This is a genomic window from Mycobacterium sp. 012931, from assembly GCF_000419295.1.
In the GTDB taxonomy this organism is placed as follows: Bacteria; Actinomycetota; Actinomycetes; order Mycobacteriales; family Mycobacteriaceae; genus Mycobacterium; species Mycobacterium marinum.
Genome location: NZ_AOPX01000001.1, coordinates 2,662,844 through 2,683,771, shown reverse-complemented (window position 1 = coordinate 2,683,771; position 20,928 = coordinate 2,662,844). Strand labels below are relative to the sequence as shown.

The following is a 20,928-nucleotide window of genomic DNA, read 5'->3' as shown; positions in this document are numbered from 1 at the left end:
GACTGCGCCGGTAGCGGCTAATTTCATTGTCCGCCAATCGAATCCACAGAACTTCGCCGGATCACGCCGACCAGGGCGAACCCGCAGCGCACCATCAGGACGCGCCGGGTGTCGTCGGTACCGCGATCCCCTCAGTGCGCTCTGGTCACACACACAATCCGCTGGGAATCCCACGCACCGGGGTGCTTTCCTGGCCGGGCATCGACTGAGGATAGGGCACTCGATATGGGATGGCAGGGCAAGTTCCATCCGAGGTTCCCAGCACCACGTTCGGGATACATTGCGGGAGTTTTGGCACCGCCGCCAGAAGCGGGTGACTCAAATTGGGCCGCGACGGATTTGGCGGGGTTGCGAAGTTGAACGTTGAGGTCATGTCGCCGACCACGCCATCTCGCCACGCGGTCAGGTTGGGCACTGGCACGTCGAATCGTTTGCTCATCAACTTCAGCTGCGAGGTGTGATCGAAGATGTCATGGACCATCAAGCCCCCGCGGCTGAACGGCGACACAACAATGCAGGGCACTCGGAAGCCCAGCCCCAGCGGTCCGCGGATTCCTCCCGACCCCGGGACTGAATTGATGTCCGGCACCGTTACCCATTCCCCGGGCGTCCCGGGGGGCGCAGTCGGCGGGGTCACGTGATCGAAAAAGCCACCATTCTCGTCATAACTGATGATCAGGGCCGTCTTCTCCCACACCGCGGGATTGGACAGCAGGATCCGCAGCGCCGTCACCATGGCCACAGCGCCCAGCGCGACCGGAAGTGCGGGATGTTCGGACTGCAGGAAGTTCGGCACCAACCAAGAAACCTTCGGCAGTCTGTTGGCCTTGACATCGGCGGCGAAGTCCACCGGGTAGCCCGGCGCGATGCCGTACCTGGCCAGGTTCGACCGCGGATCACCGGACTGCTTGAAAGCCTGGACCAGGCCATTGTTGCTGATCGGGGTATTGATGAAGCGCCCCGCGTCTTTGTTCTGGTACACCTTCCAACTCACGCCGGCGTCCTCGAGGTTCTCCGGCATGATGCGCCAGCTGTATTGATGCAGCGGCAGAAAGCCGGGTTCTACGAGCTGAGGCCCTCCGTTGGTGCCAGCCGGGTCATTCCAGGCGCTCATCCAGTACAGCCTGTTGGGCAAAGTGCCGGTCAACAGCGAGCAGTGGTAGCCGTCGCAGATTGTGAACGTATCTGCCAGCAAATGGTGGATCGGTATGTCTTGGCGCGTGTAGTAGCCCATTGTCATCGGGACGTACGGCCCCGTGCGGGTATTCGCCTGAGCGGGCAACCAGTTGTCGTTGGCGCCGCCGTTCCACGAGAGATGCATTGCGGTCCATTGGTGCTCCGGGTCGTTGACACACTCGCCGTCCAAGAAAGGGCCGCGGGTGGTGTCGAGCCGGAACGGAATGGTGGTGCCTACTGGGTCCAGCGCCTGCGTCCTGGGATTCCAACCTTTTTGCTGAAACGTCGGCGATGGGTCGCTGAAACCCCGAATGCTGGAGAGGGTGCCAAAGTAATGGTCAAATGACCGGTTCTCCTGCATCAACAGCACGATGTGCTCGATGTCAGTCAGCTGACCTGAGCAGGGCCCGGCCCCATATGCCTTTTCGATGACCGGCCCCGCATAGTCCATAAGCAATGCCGCGGCACCAGCGCCCGTCATCTTGGCGATGAACTCCCGGCGCGACATTCCTCGGAACGGGTTGCCGCTCACCTAATCTGCCTCCCTGAAAACACTCCAGATCACGGTATAGTTACGGAGGCGATCAACAGCGGCACGCCGACCGGCGTGTCGTTCTGGGTTTTGGTTACCGACAACAATATTCGCCGTTCGCTTCGGCAGCACAATGCGGCGGGTTTTGACAGATTTCGGGCAACTCACGGGTCGCCTGAATTGCATTCAAATGCCGCCAAAACCACCGCCGGGGTCGCGCCGTCGATCATCGGCAACCAGCTACCAACAACCACAAGGCCCGGCGATCCTTCGAAGGATGACGGAGTTGATCCCCCGAGCGCAGGCCGGCGGGCCACGGTGGCATCGGCGCCCGCGGGCCGTTCGGCGCAGCGATAGCCACTAACTGCGGAACGATATTTTTTAAAAGGCGTCACGACAAAAATTTATCTAGTCTCACATTCCTAATCGATCCCTCATAGAGCCATTTCTCGACCCACCCCCGGCCCCACCAACACAGCGTTTCCCCTGTTCAGGGGTCTCTCATCCACATGAGTATCGACAAAATAGAGCAACTAGGATCTTATTCTCAAGCCAGAAAAGATTCGCGGCTCGAGTAATCCGGTCGTGATCGGAAAATCAATCATCGATAAGGGTTTCGTAACCAGGGCTCCGGCGTTCCCTGGGCACCCACCGGGCCGCGCGTCAGGTCACGATCCCGGGGTGACAGCCGGCCCGACGTGCCATCGAGGGGCGATGGCAGATAGAACACCCAACCGGGTGCCGAGACTCCCGCCGCGGGTGCGCCGGCAAGCACACCAAACCGGCGACAGCACCGACCGACCCGACGTCTAGCAGCCCTTCAGACGCGGCGCCAGGTAGTCGGCGACCTTGGCGATCCCGATCCGCTCCTGGGTCATGGCATCACGCTCACGCACGGTGACGGCGTCGTCCTCGAGGGAGTCGAAATCCACCGTCACACAGAACGGGGTGCCGATCTCGTCTTGGCGCCGGTAGCGTCGCCCAATGGCACCGGCATCGTCGAAATCGATGTTCCAGTACTTGCGCAGCTCGGCGGCCAAATCCCGCGCCTTGGGGCTCAGGTCGGCGTGCCGTGACAACGGCAGCACCGCTGCCTTGACCGGCGCCAGCCTCGGGTCCAGCCGCAGCACGGTTCTCTTGTCGACCCCGCCCTTGGCGTTCGGAGCTTCGTCCTCGGTGTAGGCGTCGATCAGGAATGCCATGAACGAACGGGTCAGCCCCGCTGCCGGCTCGATGACGTAGGGCGTGTAGCGAACGTCTTCGACCTGGTCGTAGAACGACAGTTCGGTACCGGAATGCTTGGAGTGGGTGGACAAGTCGAAGTCGGTCCGGTTGGCGACACCCTCCAGCTCTCCCCATGGATTGCCGACGAAGCCGAACTTGTATTCGATGTCGACAGTGCGGTCGGAGTAGTGCGACAACTTCTCCTTGGGGTGTTCGAATAGCCGCAGGTTCTCGGCATCAATGCCGAGGTCGACGTACCACTGCAATCTGGTGTCGATCCAGTACTGATGCCATTCCTTGGCCGTGGACGGCTCGACGAAGAACTCCATCTCCATCTGTTCGAACTCGCGGGTGCGGAAGATGAAGTTGCCCGGGGTGATCTCGTTGCGGAAGCTTTTGCCGATCTGACCGATGCCAAACGGCGGCTTCTTACGCGACGTGGTCAGCACGTTGGCGAAGTTGACGAAGATGCCCTGCGCCGTTTCCGGACGCAAGTAATGCAACCCCTCCTCGGTTTCGATGGGGCCGAGGTAGGTCTTGAGCATCATGTTGAATTCGCGTGATTCGGTCCACTGGCCGGGCTCGCCGGTTTCGGGATCGCGAATGTCAGCGAGCCCGTTCGGCGGCGGCTGACCGTGTTTTGCCTCGTAGGCCTCGATGAGATGGTCGGCCCGGTATCGCTTGTGGGTGATCAGCGACTCCACCAGTGGATCGTGGAAGACCTCAACGTGGCCCGATGCCACCCAGACCTCGCGCGGCAGGATGATCGACGAGTCGAGTCCGACCACGTCGTCGCGGCCGGTAACCACCGACCGCCACCATTGCCGTTTGATGTTCTCCTTGAGTTCGACCCCCAGCGGACCGTAGTCCCACGCAGACTTCGTACCGCCGTAGATCTCGCCGGACGGATAGACCAAGCCTCGCCGTTTTGCCAGGTTCACCACGGTGTCAATGACAGACGCCACGGGGCAACCCACTCCCTTCCCGATTGGGCAAACTCGTGCGCCGGTAAGCCACCGCGCACAAAACCTCAGCCATGGTAGCGATCGGCACGGCGGTCTTTGACATGCATCATCATGCATGTGACAGTGGAAGTCAGCCGCACGCCGCTTCGGCGGCAGTCCGGCCCGGTCCGATTATGTGCTCTCCTCGAGGCGGTGACTCAATACATGGCGACGTCGCCCTCACCTTCGACGGCCGCCCACGACGACTTCGTTTCCCGTCACGAGCACGATGTTGGCGACTTCGCCGAGCATCCCGCGTTTCCCGCACCGCCGCCGCGAGAAATCCTCGAGGGCGCCGGCGAGCTACTGCGCGCTCTGGCCGCACCCGTGCGAATCGCCATCGTGCTGCAGCTGCGTGAAGCCCAGCGCTGCGTTCACGAACTGGTTGATGCATTGGGCGTACCACAGCCACTGGTCAGCCAACATTTGAAGATCCTCAAGGCCGCCGGCGTGGTGACCGGCGAACGGTCCGGCCGCGAGGTGCTCTATCGGCTTGTCGATCAGCACCTGGCGCACATCGTCGTGGATGCGGTCGCCCACGCCGGTGAGGATTCGGCATGACCGGCACAAGCGTGCGTTCAACCCGGCAGCGAGCGGCGATTTCGACATTGCTCGAAACAGTCGATGACTTCCGTTCCGCCCAAGAACTGCACGACGAACTGCGCCGTCGCGGCGAGAACATTGGCCTGACCACCGTCTATCGGACCCTGCAATCGATGGCATCCGCTGGAACGGTCGACACGCTGCGCACCGACACCGGTGAATCGGTCTACCGGCGGTGCTCGCAGCACCATCACCACCATCTGGTGTGCCGCAGCTGCGGGTCCACCATCGAGGTGGCCGACCATGAAGTCGAGACCTGGGCTGCCAACGTGGCCGCCCGGCACGGCTTCTCCGACGTCAGCCACACCATCGAGATCTTCGGCACCTGCTCAGATTGCCGCCGGCCCGGGGCCGCGGCGCTGCGCTAGGAAGTCAGCTTGCCGCGGATCTGGCCCCCACTGTCTAGGACCAGCAGAATCAGGGTTCGCAGCGCGTTGTCGGTCAGGCCGGCGCCGGGGAAGTTGTAGCGCAGCATCACGTCCACGGTCTTCGGGAGCGTCTTCGCCGAACCCTTCCCGGCGTTGCGCTGCACGGCCTTGTCGGCGACCTTCTCAACCGTGGTGACGGCGCCGAAGTTGGTGTCGCGCGCCTGGTTGGCCAGTAGATCGCTGATCTTCTTGGTCAGCGGCAGATCCCAGGCCAATATCTGAGTCAGCGATACCAAATCAAGATCCTCGGCGATGTTGACCACTCGCAGCGAGGCGAACGTACCGTCGTGGCGCACCGTCAGCGCGCCGTCGGGTTCCTCCTCGACGGGGAGAACGTCGCGAAGTATCGATGCCAGCCGATCCTGCAGGGAGGGCACTAGGCGCTCCCGAACCGTCGATTGCGGGAGGCATATTCCTCGCACGCCGCCCACAGGTCGCGCCGATCGTAGTCGGGCCACAACTTGTCTTGGAAGATGTACTCGGCGTATGCCGATTGCCAGAGCATGAAATTGCTGGAGCGCTGCTCCCCCGAGGTCCGCAGAAAGAGGTCGACGTCGGGGATGTCGGGTCGCTGCATGTGACGGGCGATGGTGGACTCGGTGATCCGCTCCGGGTTCAATCTGCCCGCGGCGACTTCGCGGGCGATGTCTCGAGTAGCTTCGGCGATTTCGGTGCGGCCACCGTAGTTGACGCAATAGTTGATGGTGATGACGTCGTTGTTGTTGGTCATTGCTTCGGCTACCGCCAGTTCGTTGATGACGCTGCGCCACAGCCGCGGCCGCGAACCCACCCAGCGGATCCGAACACCCATTTGATTGAGGACGTCGCGGCGTCGCCGTACGACGTCGCGATTGAAGCCCATCAGGAAGCGGACTTCCTCGGCGGAGCGCTTCCAGTTCTCGGTGGAAAAGGCGTAGAGGCTTAGCCACTTGATCCCAAGTTCGACCGCACCGCAGGCGATGTCGATCACCACCGCCTCGCCCATCTTGTGCCCCTCGGTGCGGCGCAGCCCACGTTCGGTGGCCCACCGCCCATTGCCGTCCATCACGATGGCGACGTGGTTGGGTAACCGGTCGGCCGGAATCCGTGGCGCGGCCGTTTTGGAGATGTGCTGCGGCGGCCGGCGCGGACCGCCGTCGGGCGACGGCGGCAGCTCCGGGAAAACGACCGGCCAACTCGACGTATCGGGAAAGGTCGGATAGTCGTCCGGCGCCTGAGGCAGCTGTGGGAAGTCGGCGGATTTCAGTCGCCGGGCGCTCTTAGCCACATTCACTATCCTGCCCGATCAACGCAGCGCGACGTTCGGCAACCGATCGGTCAGCCTGGTAGAACCGCTCCACCAGCGGCAACGTCTTGAGCTGGCGTTCCAGATGCCATTGCAGGTGCGCGGCCACCAACCCGCTGACGTAGCTGCGGTGTGATTGCGGCGCCCCCTGGGCGGCCTCCCAGTCGCCGTCATGCAGCGCGGACATCAGGTCCAGCACGCCCAGCGGCGGTGTCGTCGAGCCAGCCGGACGGCAATGCGGGCAGACGCTGCCCCCGGCCGCGATGTGAAAGGCCCGATGTGGACCGGGCGTGGCGCAGCGGGCACATTCGGTCAGCGCCGGCGCCCAGCCTGCGATGCCCATGGCACGCAGCAGGTAGGCATCCAACAGCAGATCGCGAGGCCGGCTGCCGTCAGCCACCGCCCGCAACACACCCACCGTCAGGCGGTGCAGGGCCGGGGCGGGCGCACGCTCCTCCCCGGCGAGGCGTTCGGCGGTTTCCAGCATCGCGCAGCCGCAGGTGTACCTGCCGTAGTCGTTGACGATGTCGGCGGCAAAGGCGTCGATGGATACGACCTGGGTGACGATGTCGAGGTTGCGACCGGGGTGCAATTGCGCATCGATGTGCGCGAACGGCTCGAGTCTGGAACCGAATTTGCTGCGGGTACGCCGCACACCTTTGGCCACCGCTCGCACCAGCCCGTGGTCGCGGGTCAACAGGGTGACGATCCGGTCGGCTTCACCGAGCTTGTGCTGGCGCAGCACAACAGCCCGGTCTCGATACAGCCGCATCATAATAGTTTCGCACCCCACCGCGACATCGCCGGTATCCGCGCCGATAGTCTCGTACCCCGTGGTTGGCGCTTCTGGGTTCGCTTCCGGGGCCGTTTCCGGGTCCGGCGGCCCGCGCCTGCCTACCCTCACCGACCTGCTCTACCAACTGGCCTCCGGTTCGGTGACCTCCGTTGAGCTGACGCGCAGGTCCCTGCGCGAGATCGAGGTGAGCCAGTCCACCCTGAACGCGTTTCGGGTGGTGCTTACCGAGTCCGCGCTGGCCGATGCCGCGGCCGCGGACCGGCGGCGGGCCGCCGGGGATGCCGCGCCGCTGCTGGGCATCCCGATCGCGGTCAAGGACGACGTCGACGTTGCCGGTGTGCCGACCGCGTTCGGCACCCAGGGATACGTCCGGCCAGCCGCCCACGACAGTGAGGTTGTTCGCCGTCTGAAGGCGGCCGGCGCGGTGATCATCGGCAAGACCAATACCTGCGAATTAGGCCAGTGGCCATTCACCAGTGGTCCCGGATTCGGGCACACCCGCAACCCGTGGGCACGGCGGCACACACCGGGCGGCTCATCGGGTGGTAGTGCGGCGGCGGTGGCCGCGGGCCTGGTCACTGCTGCGATCGGCTCTGACGGCGCCGGAAGCATCCGCGTTCCCGCAGCCTGGACCCACTTGGTGGGCATCAAGCCGCAACGCGGTCGCATCTCGACCTGGCCGTGGCCCGAGACGTTCAACGGCATCACGGTCAACGGCGTGCTGGCCAGAACGGTTGCCGACGCCGCCCTGGTACTGGACGCGGCGTCGGGCAACGTCGAGGGTGATCTGCACAAGCCGGCACCTTTGACGGCATCCGACTACGTCGGTATAGCACCCGGGCCATTGAAGATCGCAATGTCAACCCGGTTCCCTTACACGGGTTTTCGAGCAAAGCTGCATCCGGAGATCCTGGCTTCGACGCGGCGAGTGGGCGAACAGCTCCAACTGCTCGGCCACACCGTGGAGCGGGGCAACCCCGACTACGGCCTGCGGCTGTCGTGGGACTTTCTCGCCCGCTCCACCGCAGGTCTGTGGGAATGGGCGGAGTGCCTGGGCAACGGTGTCACGCTGGACCCCCGCACGGTGACCAATATGCGCGCGGGGCACGCGCTTTCGCAGGCCATTTTGCGCAACGCGCGCCACCACGAAGCGGCCGCCCAACGGCGGGTGGGATCGATCTTCGACATCGTCGATGTGGTTTTGGCACCGACGACCGCACAGCCACCGCCGCTGGCCCGCGCGTTCGACGATATGGGCGGGTTGGCCACCGATCGCGCCATCATTGCCGCATGCCCGTTGACCTGGCCGTGGAATCTGCTGGGCTGGCCCTCGATCAACGTGCCCGCGGGGTTCACCGTCGACGGTCTGCCGATCGGGGTTCAGTTGATGGGACCGGCCGAGAGCGAAGGCCTGCTCATCTCGCTGGCCGCCGAGTTGGAAGCGGTCAGCGGCTGGGCGACCAAGCAACCGAAGGTGTGGTGGAACACCGGGACCAGCACTCCCCCAATCCACAGTGTCCGGCCGCCGCGGCGCTAGAAACCAAGTCGGCCCAGCTGTTTGGGATCGCGCTGCCAGTTCTTGGCGACCTTGACGCGCAAGTCGAGGTAGATCTTTGTGCCTAGCAACTTCTCGATCTGACTTCGCGCCGCGGTGCCCACTTCACGCAACCGGGCACCGCCTTTGCCGATGATGATCCCCTTTTGGCTGTCCCGCTCGACATACAGCACGGCGTGGACGTCGATCAGGTCTTCCCGCCCTTCCCGCGGACTGACCTCGTCGATCACCACCGCCAGCGAATGCGGCAATTCGTCGTGCACGCCCTCGAGAGCCGCCTCACGAATCAGCTCGGCCATCAAAACCTCTTCGGGCTCATCGGTCAGCTCGCCGTCGGGGTAGTAGGCCGGCCCCTGCGGCAATGTGCGGGCAAGCACGTCGATCAACACCTCGACCTGGGCGCCGGTCACCGCCGATACCGGAACGATCTCCGCGGAGTTTGTCACCAATTCGCTGACCGCGACCAGCTGCGCGGCCACTTGGTCCTTGGGCACTTTGTCGATCTTGGTGACGATGACAACCAACTTCACCTTGGGCGCGGTGGCAGCGATCTGCTCGATGATCCAGCGGTCGCCCGGGCCGATCGATTCGTCAGCCGGGATGCACAGCCCAATCACGTCGACCTCGGAGTACGTGTCGCGCACCAAGTCGTTGAGCCGCTTGCCCAGCAGAGTCCGCGGCCGGTGCAGCCCCGGGGTGTCGACCAGGATGATCTGAAAGCTCTCTCGATGGACAATCCCGCGAATCGTATGCCGAGTGGTCTGCGGCCGCATCGAGGTAATCGCCACTTTGGTGCCAACCAGGGCATTGGTCAGCGTCGACTTGCCGGTGTTCGGTCGGCCGACCAAACACACGAAGCCGGAATGGAATTCAGACGTCATAACAGGGTTCCCCAGAACTATCGGTCATCATCAAGGCAATCGGCGACAACTCGGGTGGCGCCGTGAGTGTCGACAGGCCCACGGGCACAGCCACATAGGTGCGGTCGTCGACATCGCGCAGGGCGGCACCGCTGTCGGCCTCGGCGCGCGCCAGCGTCACCAGCGTGACGTCTTGCGCATCCAGCGGCTCAGCCATCGGCACCGGTTTCCGCGGCGCCATCGCCCGCGCCGTCGGTCTCTTCGGTTTCCATCGGACTTACCAACACGGTGCCGATCCTTACCCGGCCCCGGTGGTCGGGGCCGCCCTCGGCACGCAGGCGCAGGCCGTGGAATATCACCTCAGCGCCTGGCAGGGGAACCCGGCCCAGCTCCAGAGCCAGCAGGCCACCTACGGTGTCGACATCGAGATCGCCGTCGAACTCGATCCCGTACAACTCCCCCACATCCTCGATCGGCAGTCGCGCCGATACGCGAAATCGTTTGTCGCCCAGAGCCTCTACGGGCGCCGTCTCAGCTTCGTCGTACTCGTCGGCGATCTCACCGACGATCTCCTCGAGCACGTCTTCGATGCTCACCAATCCCGCTATGGCCCCGTATTCGTCGACCAGCAGCGCCATGTGATTGCGGTCATGCTGCATTTCGCGCAACAAGGCATCCAGCGGTTTGGAGTCCGGCACGAACACCGCGGGACGCATGAGGTCTGATACGTCAATCTTGCGCCCCTGGTCGGGCGCGCAGAATGTCTGCCGCACAAGGTCTTTGAGATACACCACGCCAAGAATGTCATCAACGTTCTCGCCGACCACCGGAATACGGGAGTGTCCGCTTCGTACCGCCAGGGTCATCGCCTGGCTGGGCGACTTGTCACCTTCGATCCACACCATCTCGGTGCGCGGCACCATCACCTCCCGCGCCGGGGTGTCACCAAGCTCGAAGACCGATTCGATCATCCGGCGCTCGTCTGCGGCAACCACACCGCGCTGCTGCGCCAGGTCGACGACTTCGCGCAACTCAACCTCGGATGCAAACGGCCCATTACGGAAACCCCGGCCCGGGGTCAGCGCGTTGCCCAAGAGCACCAGAAGCCGGCTGATCGGCATCAGCAACCACGAAATCACCTGCAACGGAACAGCGGTACCCAGCGAGATGGAATACGCATTCTGGCGCCCCAACGTGCGCGGACCCACCCCGATGACGACGAAGCTGGTCACCACCATGATGGCCGCCGCGAGGAACAATCCCCCGTTCATGCTGAGGTTGTGCCGGAAGAACACCACCAGAAGCGCGGTCGCGGTGATCTCACACACGATGCGCAGCAACACGACCAGGTTGATGTAGCGCGGTCGATCTTCCATCACCTTGGACAGGGCCACCGCACCGGGGCGTGCCTCCCGCACCAGTTCCTGCACCCGGGCCAGTGACACCGTGCTGATAGCGGCATCAATGGCGGCGAACAATCCGCCCAGACCGACCAATGCGATCGCACCGAGCAGCTGAGGCAGACCTTTCACGGCTCGTCGAAATATCTTGACTTGTCCAGCAGGCGGCGATCCCGTTCGTCCTGACGGTCCTGCTGGTAGGCCTGCACCTGCTCGGCCACCCACTCTTCGAGCAACCGATCCTGCAGGGCGAACATCTCCTTCTCCTCGTCTGGCTCACCGTGGTCGTAGCCGAGTAGATGCAGCACGCCGTGGATCGTCAGCAGCGCCAGCTCATGGCCCAGGCTGTGACCGGCCGCGGCCGCCTGTTCGGCGGCAAACTCCGGGCACAGCACGATATCGCCGAGCATCGCCGGGCCGGGCTCGGGGGCATCGGGGCGGCCGCCGGGCTCCAGCTCGTCCATGGGAAAGCTCATCACGTCTGTCGGCCCGGGAAGATCCATCCAGCGCATATGCAAGTCGGCCATCGCGGCGGTATCCAGCAGCACCATCGACAGCTCGGCGCCCGGATTTACGTCCATCTTGCCGATCACGAATCGTGCCACGCTGACGAGTTCTGTCTCGGAGACGTCGATGCCCGACTCGTTGGATACCTCGATGCTCATAAGATGCTCACCGCACCATCATCGACGATTGCGGGTGCCCGACGCCCGCCGAGCCGCCCGGTTCATCCCCGAGCCCGGCTCCTCGTATCGCGCATACGCGTCGACGATCTCCGAGACCAGGCGATGGCGCACCACATCCGCGCTGGTCAGTTCGGCGATGTGAATGTCGTCGATATCGTCGAGGATGTCGACCGCCGCGCGCAGCCCAGACCTGGCGCCGCCCGGAAGGTCAACCTGGGTGACATCCCCGGTGACGACGACTTTGGATCCGAAACCCAGGCGGGTCAGGAACATCTTCATCTGCTCCGCAGTGGTGTTCTGCGCCTCGTCGAGGACGATGAAGGCGTCGTTCAAGGTCCTACCGCGCATATACGCCAGCGGCGCCACCTCGATGACGCCCGCCGACATCAGCTTCGCGATCAGCTCGGGATCCATCATGTCGTACAAAGCGTCATACAGCGGCCGCAGGTACGGGTCGATCTTTTCGCTCAGCGTGCCCGGCAGGAAGCCAAGGCGCTCACCGGCTTCCACGGCGGGACGGGTCAGGATGATGCGGTTGACCTGCTTGGTCTGCAGCGCATGGACCGCCTTGGCCATGGCCAGGTAGGTCTTTCCGGTGCCGGCCGGGCCGATCCCGAAGACGATGGTGTTGGCGTCGATGGCGTCGACATACCGCTTCTGGTTGAGCGTCTTGGGCCGGATCGTCTTTCCCCGGCGGGACAGAATGTCGAGAGTCAGCACCTCGGCCGGCGACTCGTTGCCGGCACCGACCAGCATCGCCACGCTGTGGCGCACCACCTCGGGAGTCAACGGCTGCCCATTGGCGACGATCGCCACCAGCTCGGAGACGGCCCGCTCGGCGATGGCGACGTCGGCAGGCTCGCCCGCCAGGGTGACCGTGTTGCCGCGCACGTGCAGGCTGGCGGTCAAGGTGCGTTCGAGTGCCCTCAAATTCTCGTCGGCCGAGCCGAGCAAGCCCACAACCAGGTCGGGCGGAACGTCGATGCTGCTGCGTACCTGAGGGTCGGCCGGTCGGGCTCCAACTGCGTCAGCAGCGCGGGTCTCGCGGGGCGTCACGTGGCTTCCGATGCCTGCTTTCTGGCCTATCGAAGTGGAGGGTGGGCGGGTGTGCTGAATTCACAGTCTAGCGCCGGTCGCGACGGCGTTCGAATGATTCGATGCCCGCCAGCAGGATGTCCAGTGCCCGTTCGAAGTCAGCCGCCGGTGTGGACCGTTGGCTGGCTTGCGCCAACGCGGCGATGTGCGGATGCCCGGCGCCGGCCAGACCGCCGATCCGCGCCGCGACGGCCACCTGCTCCTTTTCCCGTCCGGTTCCGGCCAGCGGGCCGGCCAACTCCGCCTGCGCACTGCCCATGACCAATCCGAGCACCCCCCGAAAACTCGCCAACAGATCTGCATCGCCCACCCCGCTGCGCCCGAGCGCGGCGATCAACCGGTCCGCGACCATATAGCTGGACGCCGATACGGTACGGCGGGTCAGCACCAGCGGGATGGCGTTGGGATGCTGGCGCATCGTCTCCCACATCGCTGTTGCGATCGCGTGTACGTCAGCGCGCCAATCATCGGTGGGTGCGGGGACTTTGACGTCTGCGACTACCGCGTCTGCCACCAGCGCTTCGAGTTCGCGCCGATCCCTGACGTAATTGTACAGCGTCATCGGACCAGTGCCCAGAGCCGCGGCCAGCGAGCGCATGCTCAGCCCGCTGAGCCCGTCTTGGTCGACGATGGCCAGTGCCGCACTGGCGATGTCGGAAACCGTGAAGCGTGCTCGCACGTCGCCCTCCCAAACCGTTGACAGGTACATCGTACGTAAGGTAAACACGTACAACGTACGTATGGAGGTCGCGCCATGGTTTCAACGTTGGGCACCGCCTTTGAATCGCGGGGCACCCGCTGCGCGGCTTGGTTCACCCGCCCCGCGGGGCCGGGCCCGTATCCGCTGGTCGTGCTCGCCCACAGGTTGGGCGCCAACCACACCATGGCCCTGGCCCGATATGAGCGGCACTTCGCCGCCGCCGGCATCGCCACTCTCGCGTTTGACTACCGGAATCTCGGCGCATCCGGTGGCACGCCGCGACAACGACTCAGCCTGCGTCGGCACCGCCAAGACATCGCCGCGGCGCTGGAGTTCGCCCGCTCGCTGCCCGACGTCGACGCGAGTCGCGTAGCGCTATGGGGCACCAGCCTCGGCGCGATGCATGTGCTGCTGATCGCGGCCCGCCGCCGGGACCTTTGCGCGGTCGTCGTGCAATGCCCCATCGTGGACGGCCCGGCAACGCCGCGCCGGCTAGGGCTGGCGGCGACGCTGCGGGCCGGGCCGGCAATTGTCGAAGATGCCCTGCGCTGCGCCGCCGGCCTGCGGCGGCGATACATCCCCATAGTCGGACCGCCGGGCAGTCTGGCGGCGGTGACGGCGGCCGGCGCCCTGCAGGGCTGGCGCTCCACCGTCGACCCGGGAGGGTCCTTCGATAACCGCATCGCCGCGTCAAATCTCCTCGGCATCGGCGTCACCAGCACCAAACGGGCGGCCCGCCAGATCAGCGCGCCGCTACTGGTGTGCGTTTCCCGCCGGGAGACACTGATGGATCCGCGTCATGCCGAGGTCGTGGCCGGGCGGGCGCCGCGCGGCATCGCGCGCCACTACGACGGTGACCATTTCGAGATTTATCATCGACCCCTTGTCGACAGCTTGCTTGCCGACCAGACCGCCTTCTTAGGGGAGCATCTCCATGTCGAAGACACGTAACATTCTGCACAACAACGATATTCGATTCGTCGAATTCGCCTCCGGCCTGTCGGCGGCCGAGTGGGGCACCCCAAGCCTGTGCGGCGAATGGAGCAACCACGACGTACTTGCCCACCTGGTGATCGGATATCGGGCCTCATTGCGCATGTTGGCGGCCGACCTGGTCAGCCAGCGCGGTTCATTCGACCGCGCCAACGCCGCGCTCGCCATCGACCTAGCACGGCGACACAATCCGGATGAGTTGATCGCCGAATTCGCCGAGCTCGCGGTCCACCCACGCGGGATCGGACAGGTATTCCCTCGGCGACTCTTGCTGGGCGATCACGTGATTCACGAACTTGACATCGCGTTTGCGTTGGACCGAACCCCCACCGTCGGCATCGACGCCCTGGTCGCCGTGCTGAATACCCAAGTGCGGGTTCCGAACCCGTTCGTACCGGTGGCGCAACGGGCACGCGGACTGAGTCTGCGCGCTCACGATGTCGATTGGACCAGCGGCGAAGGCGATTGGGCGGTGACAGGCGGCGCCGCCCAGTTGGCTTCGGCACTGGCCGGTCGCCCATGGGCACTCGATCAGCTCAGCGGCAAGGGCGTCGACACGCTGCGAACACGAATGCTACTGCACTAGCGCAGCATTGGCCGCCAGAGGATCACAGGCTCGCAGCACTATCCCAGCGCTCGGTGAGCACGCCGAGCGCCCCCAGCGCCACCGCCGCTGCGGTCGACGTCCGCAGCACCGTCGGGCCCAGCCGAACCGAAACCGCTCCGGCGCCTGCTAATGCGTCCATCTCCTCGGGCGCAATTCCGCCTTCGGGACCGACCACGAGAACCAACGATTTGGCTTGTGCCACAGCAGTATCGACGAGCTGATCGGTTGCCGATTCATGCAATGCCAATACCATCGCACCCGCTTGCGCCTCAGCGGTGATTCGCCGTATCAGCGCCGCCGTGGATAGCACCCCCTCGACAGGTGGGATGTGCGCGCAGCGGGACTGCCGGGCCGCGGAGCGCACGGCCGAGCGCCAGCGGCGCAGCCCCTTGTCGGCCCGGGCTCCTCCCCAGTTGGCCACGCAACGTGCGGCTTGCCAGGCCAGGAATGCGTCCGCACCGGCCTCGGTCGCCAATTCGACCGCCAATTCCGAACGTTCGGATTTGGGCAATGCCTGCACCACGGTGACCGCCGGACGCACCGGAGCCACGCTCCAGCGCTGCAGCACCCGTGCCGTCAACCCGTCCCGCGCTGCGTGCTCGACCACGCAGCGGGCCAGTTCGCCGGCGCCGTCCCCGAGGACCAGCTGCTCACCGGGACGGATCCGTCGCACCGTGGCCGCGTGAAAGCCTTCGTCGCCGTCCAGTGCGGCCAGCTCTCCCGCCTCCGGCACTGTGTCGACATAGAACAGCGTTGCCACCATCTCCGGGCCCCGGCGACCTGAATCCGCGTCAGCGCCCGGAGAAGGTTTCGCGAAGCTTGCTGAACAACCCGCCGCCGGCGGCATGCGACGAGCGAACCTCGGCGACGTCACGGCCACGGCGGTTCTTCAGCTCACGCAACAGTTCGGTGTCGCGGTGGTCCAGCCTGACCGGAACCATTACGTCGACGTGCACATGCAAATCGCCGCGCGCACTGGACCGCAGGTGCGGCATTCCGTGGCCGCGCAGCGTGATCACCGCGGCCGGTTGGGTGCCGGGCGGGATCACAATCTCGCTGGGCCCGTCCAGGATCGCGTCCAACGTCACGGTGACCCCAAGCGCCGCATCGACCATCGGCACCGAAACCGTGCAGTGCAAGTCGTCACCTTCGCGCACGAAGATGTCGTGGGCCTGCTCATGAACCTCGACGTACAGGTCGCCCGACGGGCCTCCCCCGGGCCCGACCTCCCCCTGGGCGGCGAGCCGGACGCGCATGCCGTCGCCGACACCGGCAGGAATCTTGACGCTGATCTCGCGGCGGGCCCGCACCCGGCCGTCACCCATGCACTGGTGGCACGGGTCGGGAATGACCACCCCGACGCCGCGACAGGTGGGACATGGCCGCGACGTCAGCATTTGGCCGAGCAGCGAACGCTGGACGGTCTGTACTTCCCCGCGGCCGCCGCAGGTGTCACACGGAATCGGCGCGGAGTCGCCGTTGGTGCCCTTGCCCTGGCAGCGATCACAGAGCACCGCGGTATCGACGGTCACCTGCTTGGTGACACCGGTCGCGCACTCCTCGAGATCCAGCCGCATCCGCAGCAGCGAATCCGAGCCCGGACGAACCCGACCAATCGGACCTCGCGATGCCGAGCCGCCACCGAAGAACGCCTCGAACACATCGCCCAGCCCGCCGAAGCCGGAAAAGCCGTTGGCCGCCGCGCCGGCACCTTCCAGCGGGTCACCGCCCAGATCGACGATCCGGCGTTTCTCCGGATCGCTGAGCACCTCGTAGGCGACGCTGATCTCCTTGAACTTGGCCTGCGCCGCCTCATCGGGGTTGACATCGGGATGCAGTTCGCGCGCCAACTTGCGATAGGCGCGTTTGATTTCTGCATCACTAGCGCCCTTGCTCACGCCGAGCAGGCCGTAGTAGTCGCGTGCCACGGTTGACTCTTTCCTATGCGAGGTCTTATGCCGCTGCTACGCGGCTGTCCACAAATTCTGTAGCGAGTGCGCGGTCATCGAGCACCCAGCACTTCGCCGATATACAGGGCAACCGCGGCAACACTGACGATAGTTCCCGGATAGTCCATGCGGGTGGGCCCCAGCACACCCATCCCGCCGTACACCGTGTCATTGCTGCCATAGGCGGTGGACACCATCGAGGTGCCGACGATCTGCTCGGCCTCGGTTTCGTGGCCGATTCGCACCGTCACCTTGCCGGCTTCCTGCTGTGCCGCCAGTAGCCGCAGCACCACAACCTGCTCTTCGAGGGCCTCGAGGATGGAGCGCAGCGACCCCCCGAAGTCCGCGGCGTTGCGGGTCAGGTTCGCGGTGCCGCCCATCAGCAACCGCTCCTCGGTGTGTTCCACCAGCGACTCCAGCAAGACCGTCGCCGACCGGCCCACCGCGTCGCCCAAGCCGCCGGCGCCGCTGAGTTGCCCGGCGAGGTCGGCGACCGCAACCGATGCCGCCGCCAGTTTCTTGCCCTCCAGCGCCTGCCCCAGCAGCTCGCGCAGTTGCGATAGTTGGTGGTCATCGATGACGTCGCCGAGCTCGACGATGCGCTGATCCACCCGCCCGGAGTCGGTGATGACCACCATCAGCAGCCGGGCCGGGGTCAGCGCGATCACTTCCAGATGGCGAACCTTTGAGGTCGACAGGGTCGGGTACTGCACGACGGCAACCTGGCGGGTCAGCTGCGCCAGCAGCCGTACCGCACGGCGCAGCACATCATCGAGGTCGACCCCGGATTCCAGAAAGCCCTGGATGGCCCGCCGTTCGACCATCGACAGGGGCTTGACATCGTCGAGGCGGTCCACGAACTCGCGGTAGCCCTTCTCGGTGGGCACCCGGCCCGAGCTGGTGTGTGGCTGGGCGATGTAGCCCTCCGCCTCCAGCACTGCCATGTCGTTGCGTATGGTGGCGCTCGAGACACCGAGGTTGTGCCGCTCGACCAGCGATTTCGAACCGATCGGCTCGTGGGTGGCAACGAAGTCGGCGACGATGGCCCGCAGCACCTCGAAGCGGCGCTCGTCAGCAGTTCCCATCGACTTCTCACCTCCTTGCAGCTAGCCGGCCGCGTTCATTTTACGGTCTCACCAGTGGCTGACCGCCGACCCGCACAATCGCCGGGCGGCCGATGGCCTACCGCGCCCTGCAGTGCAGATCTGTGCGTCGTTGCGAACCTCCGGTGCGGCGCAGGCCAGATCGGAGTTTCGCAACCAGTCCATGGAGACTTCAATTCCATCGGACTTGTTGCGACTAGCCTATTGCGCATGATCCTGTCCGGCATAAACAACGCGTCAGGGACGATCCGCCCATGATTTTCAAGGGCGTGCGGGAAGGCAAGCCATATCCCGAACATGGACTGTCGTATCGGGATTGGTCCCAGATTCCGCCACAGCAGATACGGCTCGACGAATTGGTCACAACCACCACCGTGCTCGCGTTGGATCGCTTGCTGTCCGAGAACTCGACGTTCTATGGCGACTTATTCCCTCATGCGGTGCGGTGGCGGGGCGTCATCTACCTCGAGGACGGCTTACATCGAGCGGTCCGCGCGGCGCTGCGTAACCGCACCGTGCTGCACGCGCGGGTGTTCGACATGGACATACCGCCGGGCGGTCTGAGGTAGCCACGCCGGCAGCGGGGCTCAGGTCGGTTTGGTCACATTTTCGTGCCCCCGGGGGTCATACCCAATAACGACCACCGACCCGTTAGGAGCCGCCATGTCCCGCCTTGTGGGGGTCAGCGACCACGACGCCGGCATAGCCGCCAAGATCGCGTTCTTCTTCACCAAGCGCAAGCTGGCAAGAATGGCCGGGCTCGCGACGGCCGACATGCTCGAACCGCTGCGGATGTATGCCCACATCCCCAGATTGCTCAACGCCTACGGCAGGCTGGAACAAGCCGAATCGAAACTGGATGTGCTCACTGCGCGGCACCGGGCCTTGGCCGAATTGAAGGCCGCGACCACGGTCGGCTGCCAATATTGCATCGACCTGGGTTCACAGATTGCCCGGGAGTTGGGAATCAGCGACCAGGAGCTCCTGGCGTTGGCCAACTACCGCGATGCTTCCTGCTTCTCCGAGGTCGACCGGTTGATCCTGGACTACGCCGCCGCGATAAGTCGCACTCCCGTCGCCGTGAGCGACGAACTGTTCGCGGCTCTGCGCGCCCACTTCGACGCGGCTGCGCTGGTCGGGCTTACCCACATCATCACGCTGGGCAACCTGCGCGCCCGGTTCAACATCGCCCTGGGCATCGGGTCCTCGGGCTTCTCGTCCGACCGGGTCTGCGCGCTGCCCGAGGGCGCCGGGCCACCATGACCGATCCGGCATTGCTCGCGCGCTTCCAAGCGGCCAGGCCGCGGCTGGGTGCGCTGGCCTACCGGATGCTGGGCTCACTTGCCGACGCCGAGGACGTCGTTCAAGAGGCCTGGCTGCGGCTCAACGCCACCACAGACCGCCCCCAGGGCGCCCAGGAGCTAGTCAATCTCGATGCATGGCTGACCACCGTGGTGGCACGACTATGCCTGAACCTATTGCGGGATCGTCGCGGCCGGGGCCGAGAAGAGCTGGTCGGTCAGCTGCCGGATCCGATCGTGGATGGCGTCGCAGCGTTCGACCCCGAACACCACGCGATGCTGGCCGATGCGGTGGGCCTGGCCTTTTTGTCGTGCTGGACACGCTGGCCCCGGCCGAGCGGTTGGCTTTCGTGCTGCATGACGTCTTCGCGGTCCCGTTTGACCAGATCGCACCCATCCTCGAGCGCACACCCGAGGCGACGCGCAAACTGGCCAGCCGGGCACGGCGCCGGATCGAGCGCGCGGAACCGTTTCCCGACCGGCGACCTCTGCGCACAGCGTGAAGTCGTCGACGCGTTCTTTGCGGCCGGGCGCAGCGGCAACTTCGAGCGCCTGGTTTCGGTGCTACATCCGGACGTGGTGTTGCGCGGCGACTTCGGACCCAACACCCCGCGATTTCGAGCCCAGGGCGCGGCCACCGTGGCCAAGCTGGCCCGCAGCTACGCGGGCCCGGAGCGCACGGTGCTCAACGCCCTGGTCAACGGGGCCGCCGGCGCCGTCATCTCGATCTCCGAGCAGGCATCGGCGGTGATGGGATTTCTGGTGCGCAACGGACGCATCGCAGCGATCGACGTGCTGGCCGATCCGCAGCGAATCGCCACACTCGATATCAGCGGTCTGAGCGGGCCGGGCGGATAGCCAGTGCTGCGCCTGCGCTATCCGCCCGTGCGGCAGATCAGTGGCCCGCGGCCTGCAACAGCTGCATCGCCGAGCTGCGTGACAGCACCCAGCTGCCTTGGTTGACGAACGTCACATTCTGGGTGATCGGCGCGGTGAACTTGGGTCCGCTGACGGACACGTCGGCGGTCTCGGCGCCGGCGGCAGCCGGTGCAATGTTGGCCACGGTGAACGACAACGGCAGGTCCCCGTTCTTCGCCGCCTTCTTCAACTCGTGGTCGGCAAGGCGCGCCTCGGTCCCGCCAATGCCGCCCTCGACCAGACCGCTCTTGCTGGTGAACGAAACGTTGGGGTCAACGAGGCTGTTGAGCAAGCCGGTCAGCTCGGCGGCCGCCGGAACGTCGGTGGCCGGGGCCGGTGCCGGGTCCTGCGGCAGTGGCGCACCGAAGACGACTGGCTGCACCTGGTAGGAGGCCCCGGCGGCAGAAGTGACGACGGTCACCCCCGTGACCGCGGCTCCGATCGCGGCCGCCGCTGCCATACCCATGGTGATCGATTTCAGGGTCATGCTCTCCCCCTTGACTCATATGTTCTGCGCATGTCGCGACTGTGGTCTCGTCTGTATTTCCCCGGTTCCGCCGCTTCCAAACTAACCGCGAATACCAGGGCTAGGGTGTGGCACACCTGTGTGCCGGCTATGAGAGTCGCCCACCCGGACGAGAGGTCGGGTCGCCAGGATATCGGTATGACCGCCGAATTCGTTAATGCCGACCATCGCCGGTCCATGTTGAGGC

General features: G+C 65.1%; 22 protein-coding genes and 1 pseudogene. 8 read left to right on the top strand and 15 right to left on the bottom strand.

The features are described 5' to 3' along the window. Nucleotides 1–145: 145 nt before the first annotated feature. Complete coding sequence (locus MMSP_RS11915; protein WP_036426448.1) at nucleotides 146–1,684, bottom strand: phospholipase C; 1,539 nt, start codon at nucleotides 1,682–1,684, stop codon at nucleotides 146–148. Between the two features lie 833 nt (nucleotides 1,685–2,517). After that, on the bottom strand, nucleotides 2,518–3,909 hold the full coding sequence (locus tag MMSP_RS11910) for a glycine--tRNA ligase (RefSeq protein WP_152522446.1): 1,392 nt from the start codon (nucleotides 3,907–3,909) through the stop codon (nucleotides 2,518–2,520). Nucleotides 3,910–4,101: 192 nt separating this feature from the next. Between MMSP_RS11910 and MMSP_RS11905 the strand changes: the two genes are divergently transcribed. Continuing rightward, nucleotides 4,102–4,497, top strand: a complete 396-nt coding sequence (locus MMSP_RS11905) for a helix-turn-helix transcriptional regulator (protein ID WP_011741352.1) — start codon at nucleotides 4,102–4,104, stop codon at nucleotides 4,495–4,497. Continuing rightward, on the top strand, nucleotides 4,494–4,907 hold the full coding sequence (locus MMSP_RS11900) for a Fur family transcriptional regulator (RefSeq protein ID WP_011741353.1): 414 nt from the start codon (nucleotides 4,494–4,496) through the stop codon (nucleotides 4,905–4,907). The genes MMSP_RS11905 and MMSP_RS11900 overlap by 4 nt, the downstream gene beginning before the upstream one ends. Here MMSP_RS11900 and MMSP_RS11895 read toward each other — a convergent pair. Genes MMSP_RS11895 through recO form a run of 3 tightly spaced genes read right to left on the bottom strand, consistent with a single transcriptional unit; the run spans nucleotide 4,904 to nucleotide 7,024 of the window. Further along, the gene (locus tag MMSP_RS11895) at nucleotides 4,904–5,344 is read right to left on the bottom strand and encodes a hypothetical protein (RefSeq protein WP_015356468.1); all 441 of its coding nucleotides are present in this window, start codon (nucleotides 5,342–5,344) and stop codon (nucleotides 4,904–4,906) included. The two genes, MMSP_RS11900 and MMSP_RS11895, sit on opposite strands and share 4 nt — an antisense overlap. Next, on the bottom strand, nucleotides 5,344–6,234 hold the full coding sequence (locus tag MMSP_RS11890; protein ID WP_011741355.1) for a decaprenyl diphosphate synthase: 891 nt from the start codon (nucleotides 6,232–6,234) through the stop codon (nucleotides 5,344–5,346). The genes MMSP_RS11895 and MMSP_RS11890 overlap by 1 nt, the downstream gene beginning before the upstream one ends. Further along, nucleotides 6,227–7,024, bottom strand: coding sequence for a DNA repair protein RecO (recO, locus tag MMSP_RS11885; RefSeq protein ID WP_036427227.1), 798 nt, complete (start codon nucleotides 7,022–7,024; stop codon nucleotides 6,227–6,229). The genes MMSP_RS11890 and recO overlap by 8 nt, the downstream gene beginning before the upstream one ends. Nucleotides 7,025–7,085: 61 nt before the next feature. On the opposite strand from recO, the gene MMSP_RS11880 reads away from it, so the two are divergent. After that, nucleotides 7,086–8,585, top strand: coding sequence for an amidase (locus MMSP_RS11880; protein ID WP_020786793.1), 1,500 nt, complete (start codon nucleotides 7,086–7,088; stop codon nucleotides 8,583–8,585). Here the strand turns inward: MMSP_RS11880 and era are convergent. From era to MMSP_RS11850, 6 genes are all read right to left on the bottom strand, one after another. Beyond that, entirely contained in the window at nucleotides 8,582–9,484 is a 903-nt protein-coding gene (gene era, locus MMSP_RS11875) for a GTPase Era (protein ID WP_012395291.1), read from the bottom strand. The two genes, MMSP_RS11880 and era, sit on opposite strands and share 4 nt — an antisense overlap. Beyond that, nucleotides 9,474–9,680 (bottom strand): hypothetical protein, encoded by a 207-nt coding sequence (locus tag MMSP_RS11870; RefSeq protein WP_020786792.1) that lies wholly within the window; start codon nucleotides 9,678–9,680, stop codon nucleotides 9,474–9,476. Before MMSP_RS11870 ends, era begins: the two co-directional genes overlap by 11 nt. Beyond that, nucleotides 9,673–10,995, bottom strand: coding sequence for a hemolysin family protein (locus MMSP_RS11865; RefSeq protein ID WP_012395293.1), 1,323 nt, complete (start codon nucleotides 10,993–10,995; stop codon nucleotides 9,673–9,675). Before MMSP_RS11865 ends, MMSP_RS11870 begins: the two co-directional genes overlap by 8 nt. Further along, on the bottom strand, nucleotides 10,992–11,528 hold the full coding sequence (ybeY, locus tag MMSP_RS11860) for an rRNA maturation RNase YbeY (protein ID WP_011741360.1): 537 nt from the start codon (nucleotides 11,526–11,528) through the stop codon (nucleotides 10,992–10,994). The genes MMSP_RS11865 and ybeY overlap by 4 nt, the downstream gene beginning before the upstream one ends. 18 nt (nucleotides 11,529–11,546) lie before the next feature. Then, the gene (locus tag MMSP_RS11855) at nucleotides 11,547–12,605 is read right to left on the bottom strand and encodes a PhoH family protein (protein WP_012395294.1); all 1,059 of its coding nucleotides are present in this window, start codon (nucleotides 12,603–12,605) and stop codon (nucleotides 11,547–11,549) included. A gap of 67 nt (nucleotides 12,606–12,672) precedes the next feature. Continuing rightward, complete coding sequence (locus MMSP_RS11850; RefSeq protein ID WP_020786791.1) at nucleotides 12,673–13,323, bottom strand: TetR/AcrR family transcriptional regulator C-terminal domain-containing protein; 651 nt, start codon at nucleotides 13,321–13,323, stop codon at nucleotides 12,673–12,675. A 75-nt stretch (nucleotides 13,324–13,398) separates the two neighbouring features. Here MMSP_RS11850 and MMSP_RS11845 point away from each other — a divergent pair, with 75 nt between their 5' ends. Then, on the top strand, nucleotides 13,399–14,295 hold the full coding sequence (locus MMSP_RS11845) for an alpha/beta hydrolase (RefSeq protein ID WP_020786790.1): 897 nt from the start codon (nucleotides 13,399–13,401) through the stop codon (nucleotides 14,293–14,295). Beyond that, nucleotides 14,279–14,923, top strand: coding sequence for a maleylpyruvate isomerase family mycothiol-dependent enzyme (locus tag MMSP_RS11840; RefSeq protein WP_020786789.1), 645 nt, complete (start codon nucleotides 14,279–14,281; stop codon nucleotides 14,921–14,923). Before MMSP_RS11845 ends, MMSP_RS11840 begins: the two co-directional genes overlap by 17 nt. A 22-nt stretch (nucleotides 14,924–14,945) precedes the next feature. Here MMSP_RS11840 and MMSP_RS11835 read toward each other — a convergent pair whose 3' ends face one another. The 3 genes from MMSP_RS11835 to hrcA all read right to left on the bottom strand — a co-directional run bounded on the left by MMSP_RS11835 (nucleotide 14,946) and on the right by hrcA (nucleotide 17,978). Then, on the bottom strand, nucleotides 14,946–15,707 hold the full coding sequence (locus tag MMSP_RS11835; protein ID WP_020786788.1) for a 16S rRNA (uracil(1498)-N(3))-methyltransferase: 762 nt from the start codon (nucleotides 15,705–15,707) through the stop codon (nucleotides 14,946–14,948). A gap of 28 nt (nucleotides 15,708–15,735) precedes the next feature. Further along, nucleotides 15,736–16,872 (bottom strand): molecular chaperone DnaJ, encoded by a 1,137-nt coding sequence (gene dnaJ, locus MMSP_RS11830; RefSeq protein ID WP_012395299.1) that lies wholly within the window; start codon nucleotides 16,870–16,872, stop codon nucleotides 15,736–15,738. Nucleotides 16,873–16,946: 74 nt separating this feature from the next. Continuing rightward, nucleotides 16,947–17,978, bottom strand: coding sequence for a heat-inducible transcriptional repressor HrcA (gene hrcA / locus MMSP_RS11825; protein ID WP_020786787.1), 1,032 nt, complete (start codon nucleotides 17,976–17,978; stop codon nucleotides 16,947–16,949). A 272-nt stretch (nucleotides 17,979–18,250) separates the two neighbouring features. Between hrcA and MMSP_RS11820 the strand changes: the two genes are divergently transcribed. The 3 genes and pseudogenes from MMSP_RS11820 (at nucleotide 18,251) to MMSP_RS11810 (ending at nucleotide 20,155) form a co-directional block, all read left to right on the top strand. Continuing rightward, complete coding sequence (locus MMSP_RS11820) at nucleotides 18,251–18,565, top strand: type II toxin-antitoxin system VapB family antitoxin (RefSeq protein ID WP_020786786.1); 315 nt, start codon at nucleotides 18,251–18,253, stop codon at nucleotides 18,563–18,565. A gap of 94 nt (nucleotides 18,566–18,659) precedes the next feature. After that, a complete protein-coding gene (locus MMSP_RS11815; protein ID WP_012395302.1) occupies nucleotides 18,660–19,259 on the top strand; it encodes a carboxymuconolactone decarboxylase family protein in 600 nt (199 codons plus the stop codon). Next, nucleotides 19,256–20,155, top strand: a pseudogene (locus tag MMSP_RS11810) (sigma-70 family RNA polymerase sigma factor). Before MMSP_RS11815 ends, MMSP_RS11810 begins: the two are co-directional and overlap by 4 nt. Nucleotides 20,156–20,192: 37 nt before the next feature. Here MMSP_RS11810 and MMSP_RS11805 read toward each other — a convergent pair. Next, nucleotides 20,193–20,702, bottom strand: a complete 510-nt coding sequence (locus MMSP_RS11805; protein WP_020786783.1) for a hypothetical protein — start codon at nucleotides 20,700–20,702, stop codon at nucleotides 20,193–20,195. Between the last annotated feature and the right edge of the window lie 226 nt (nucleotides 20,703–20,928).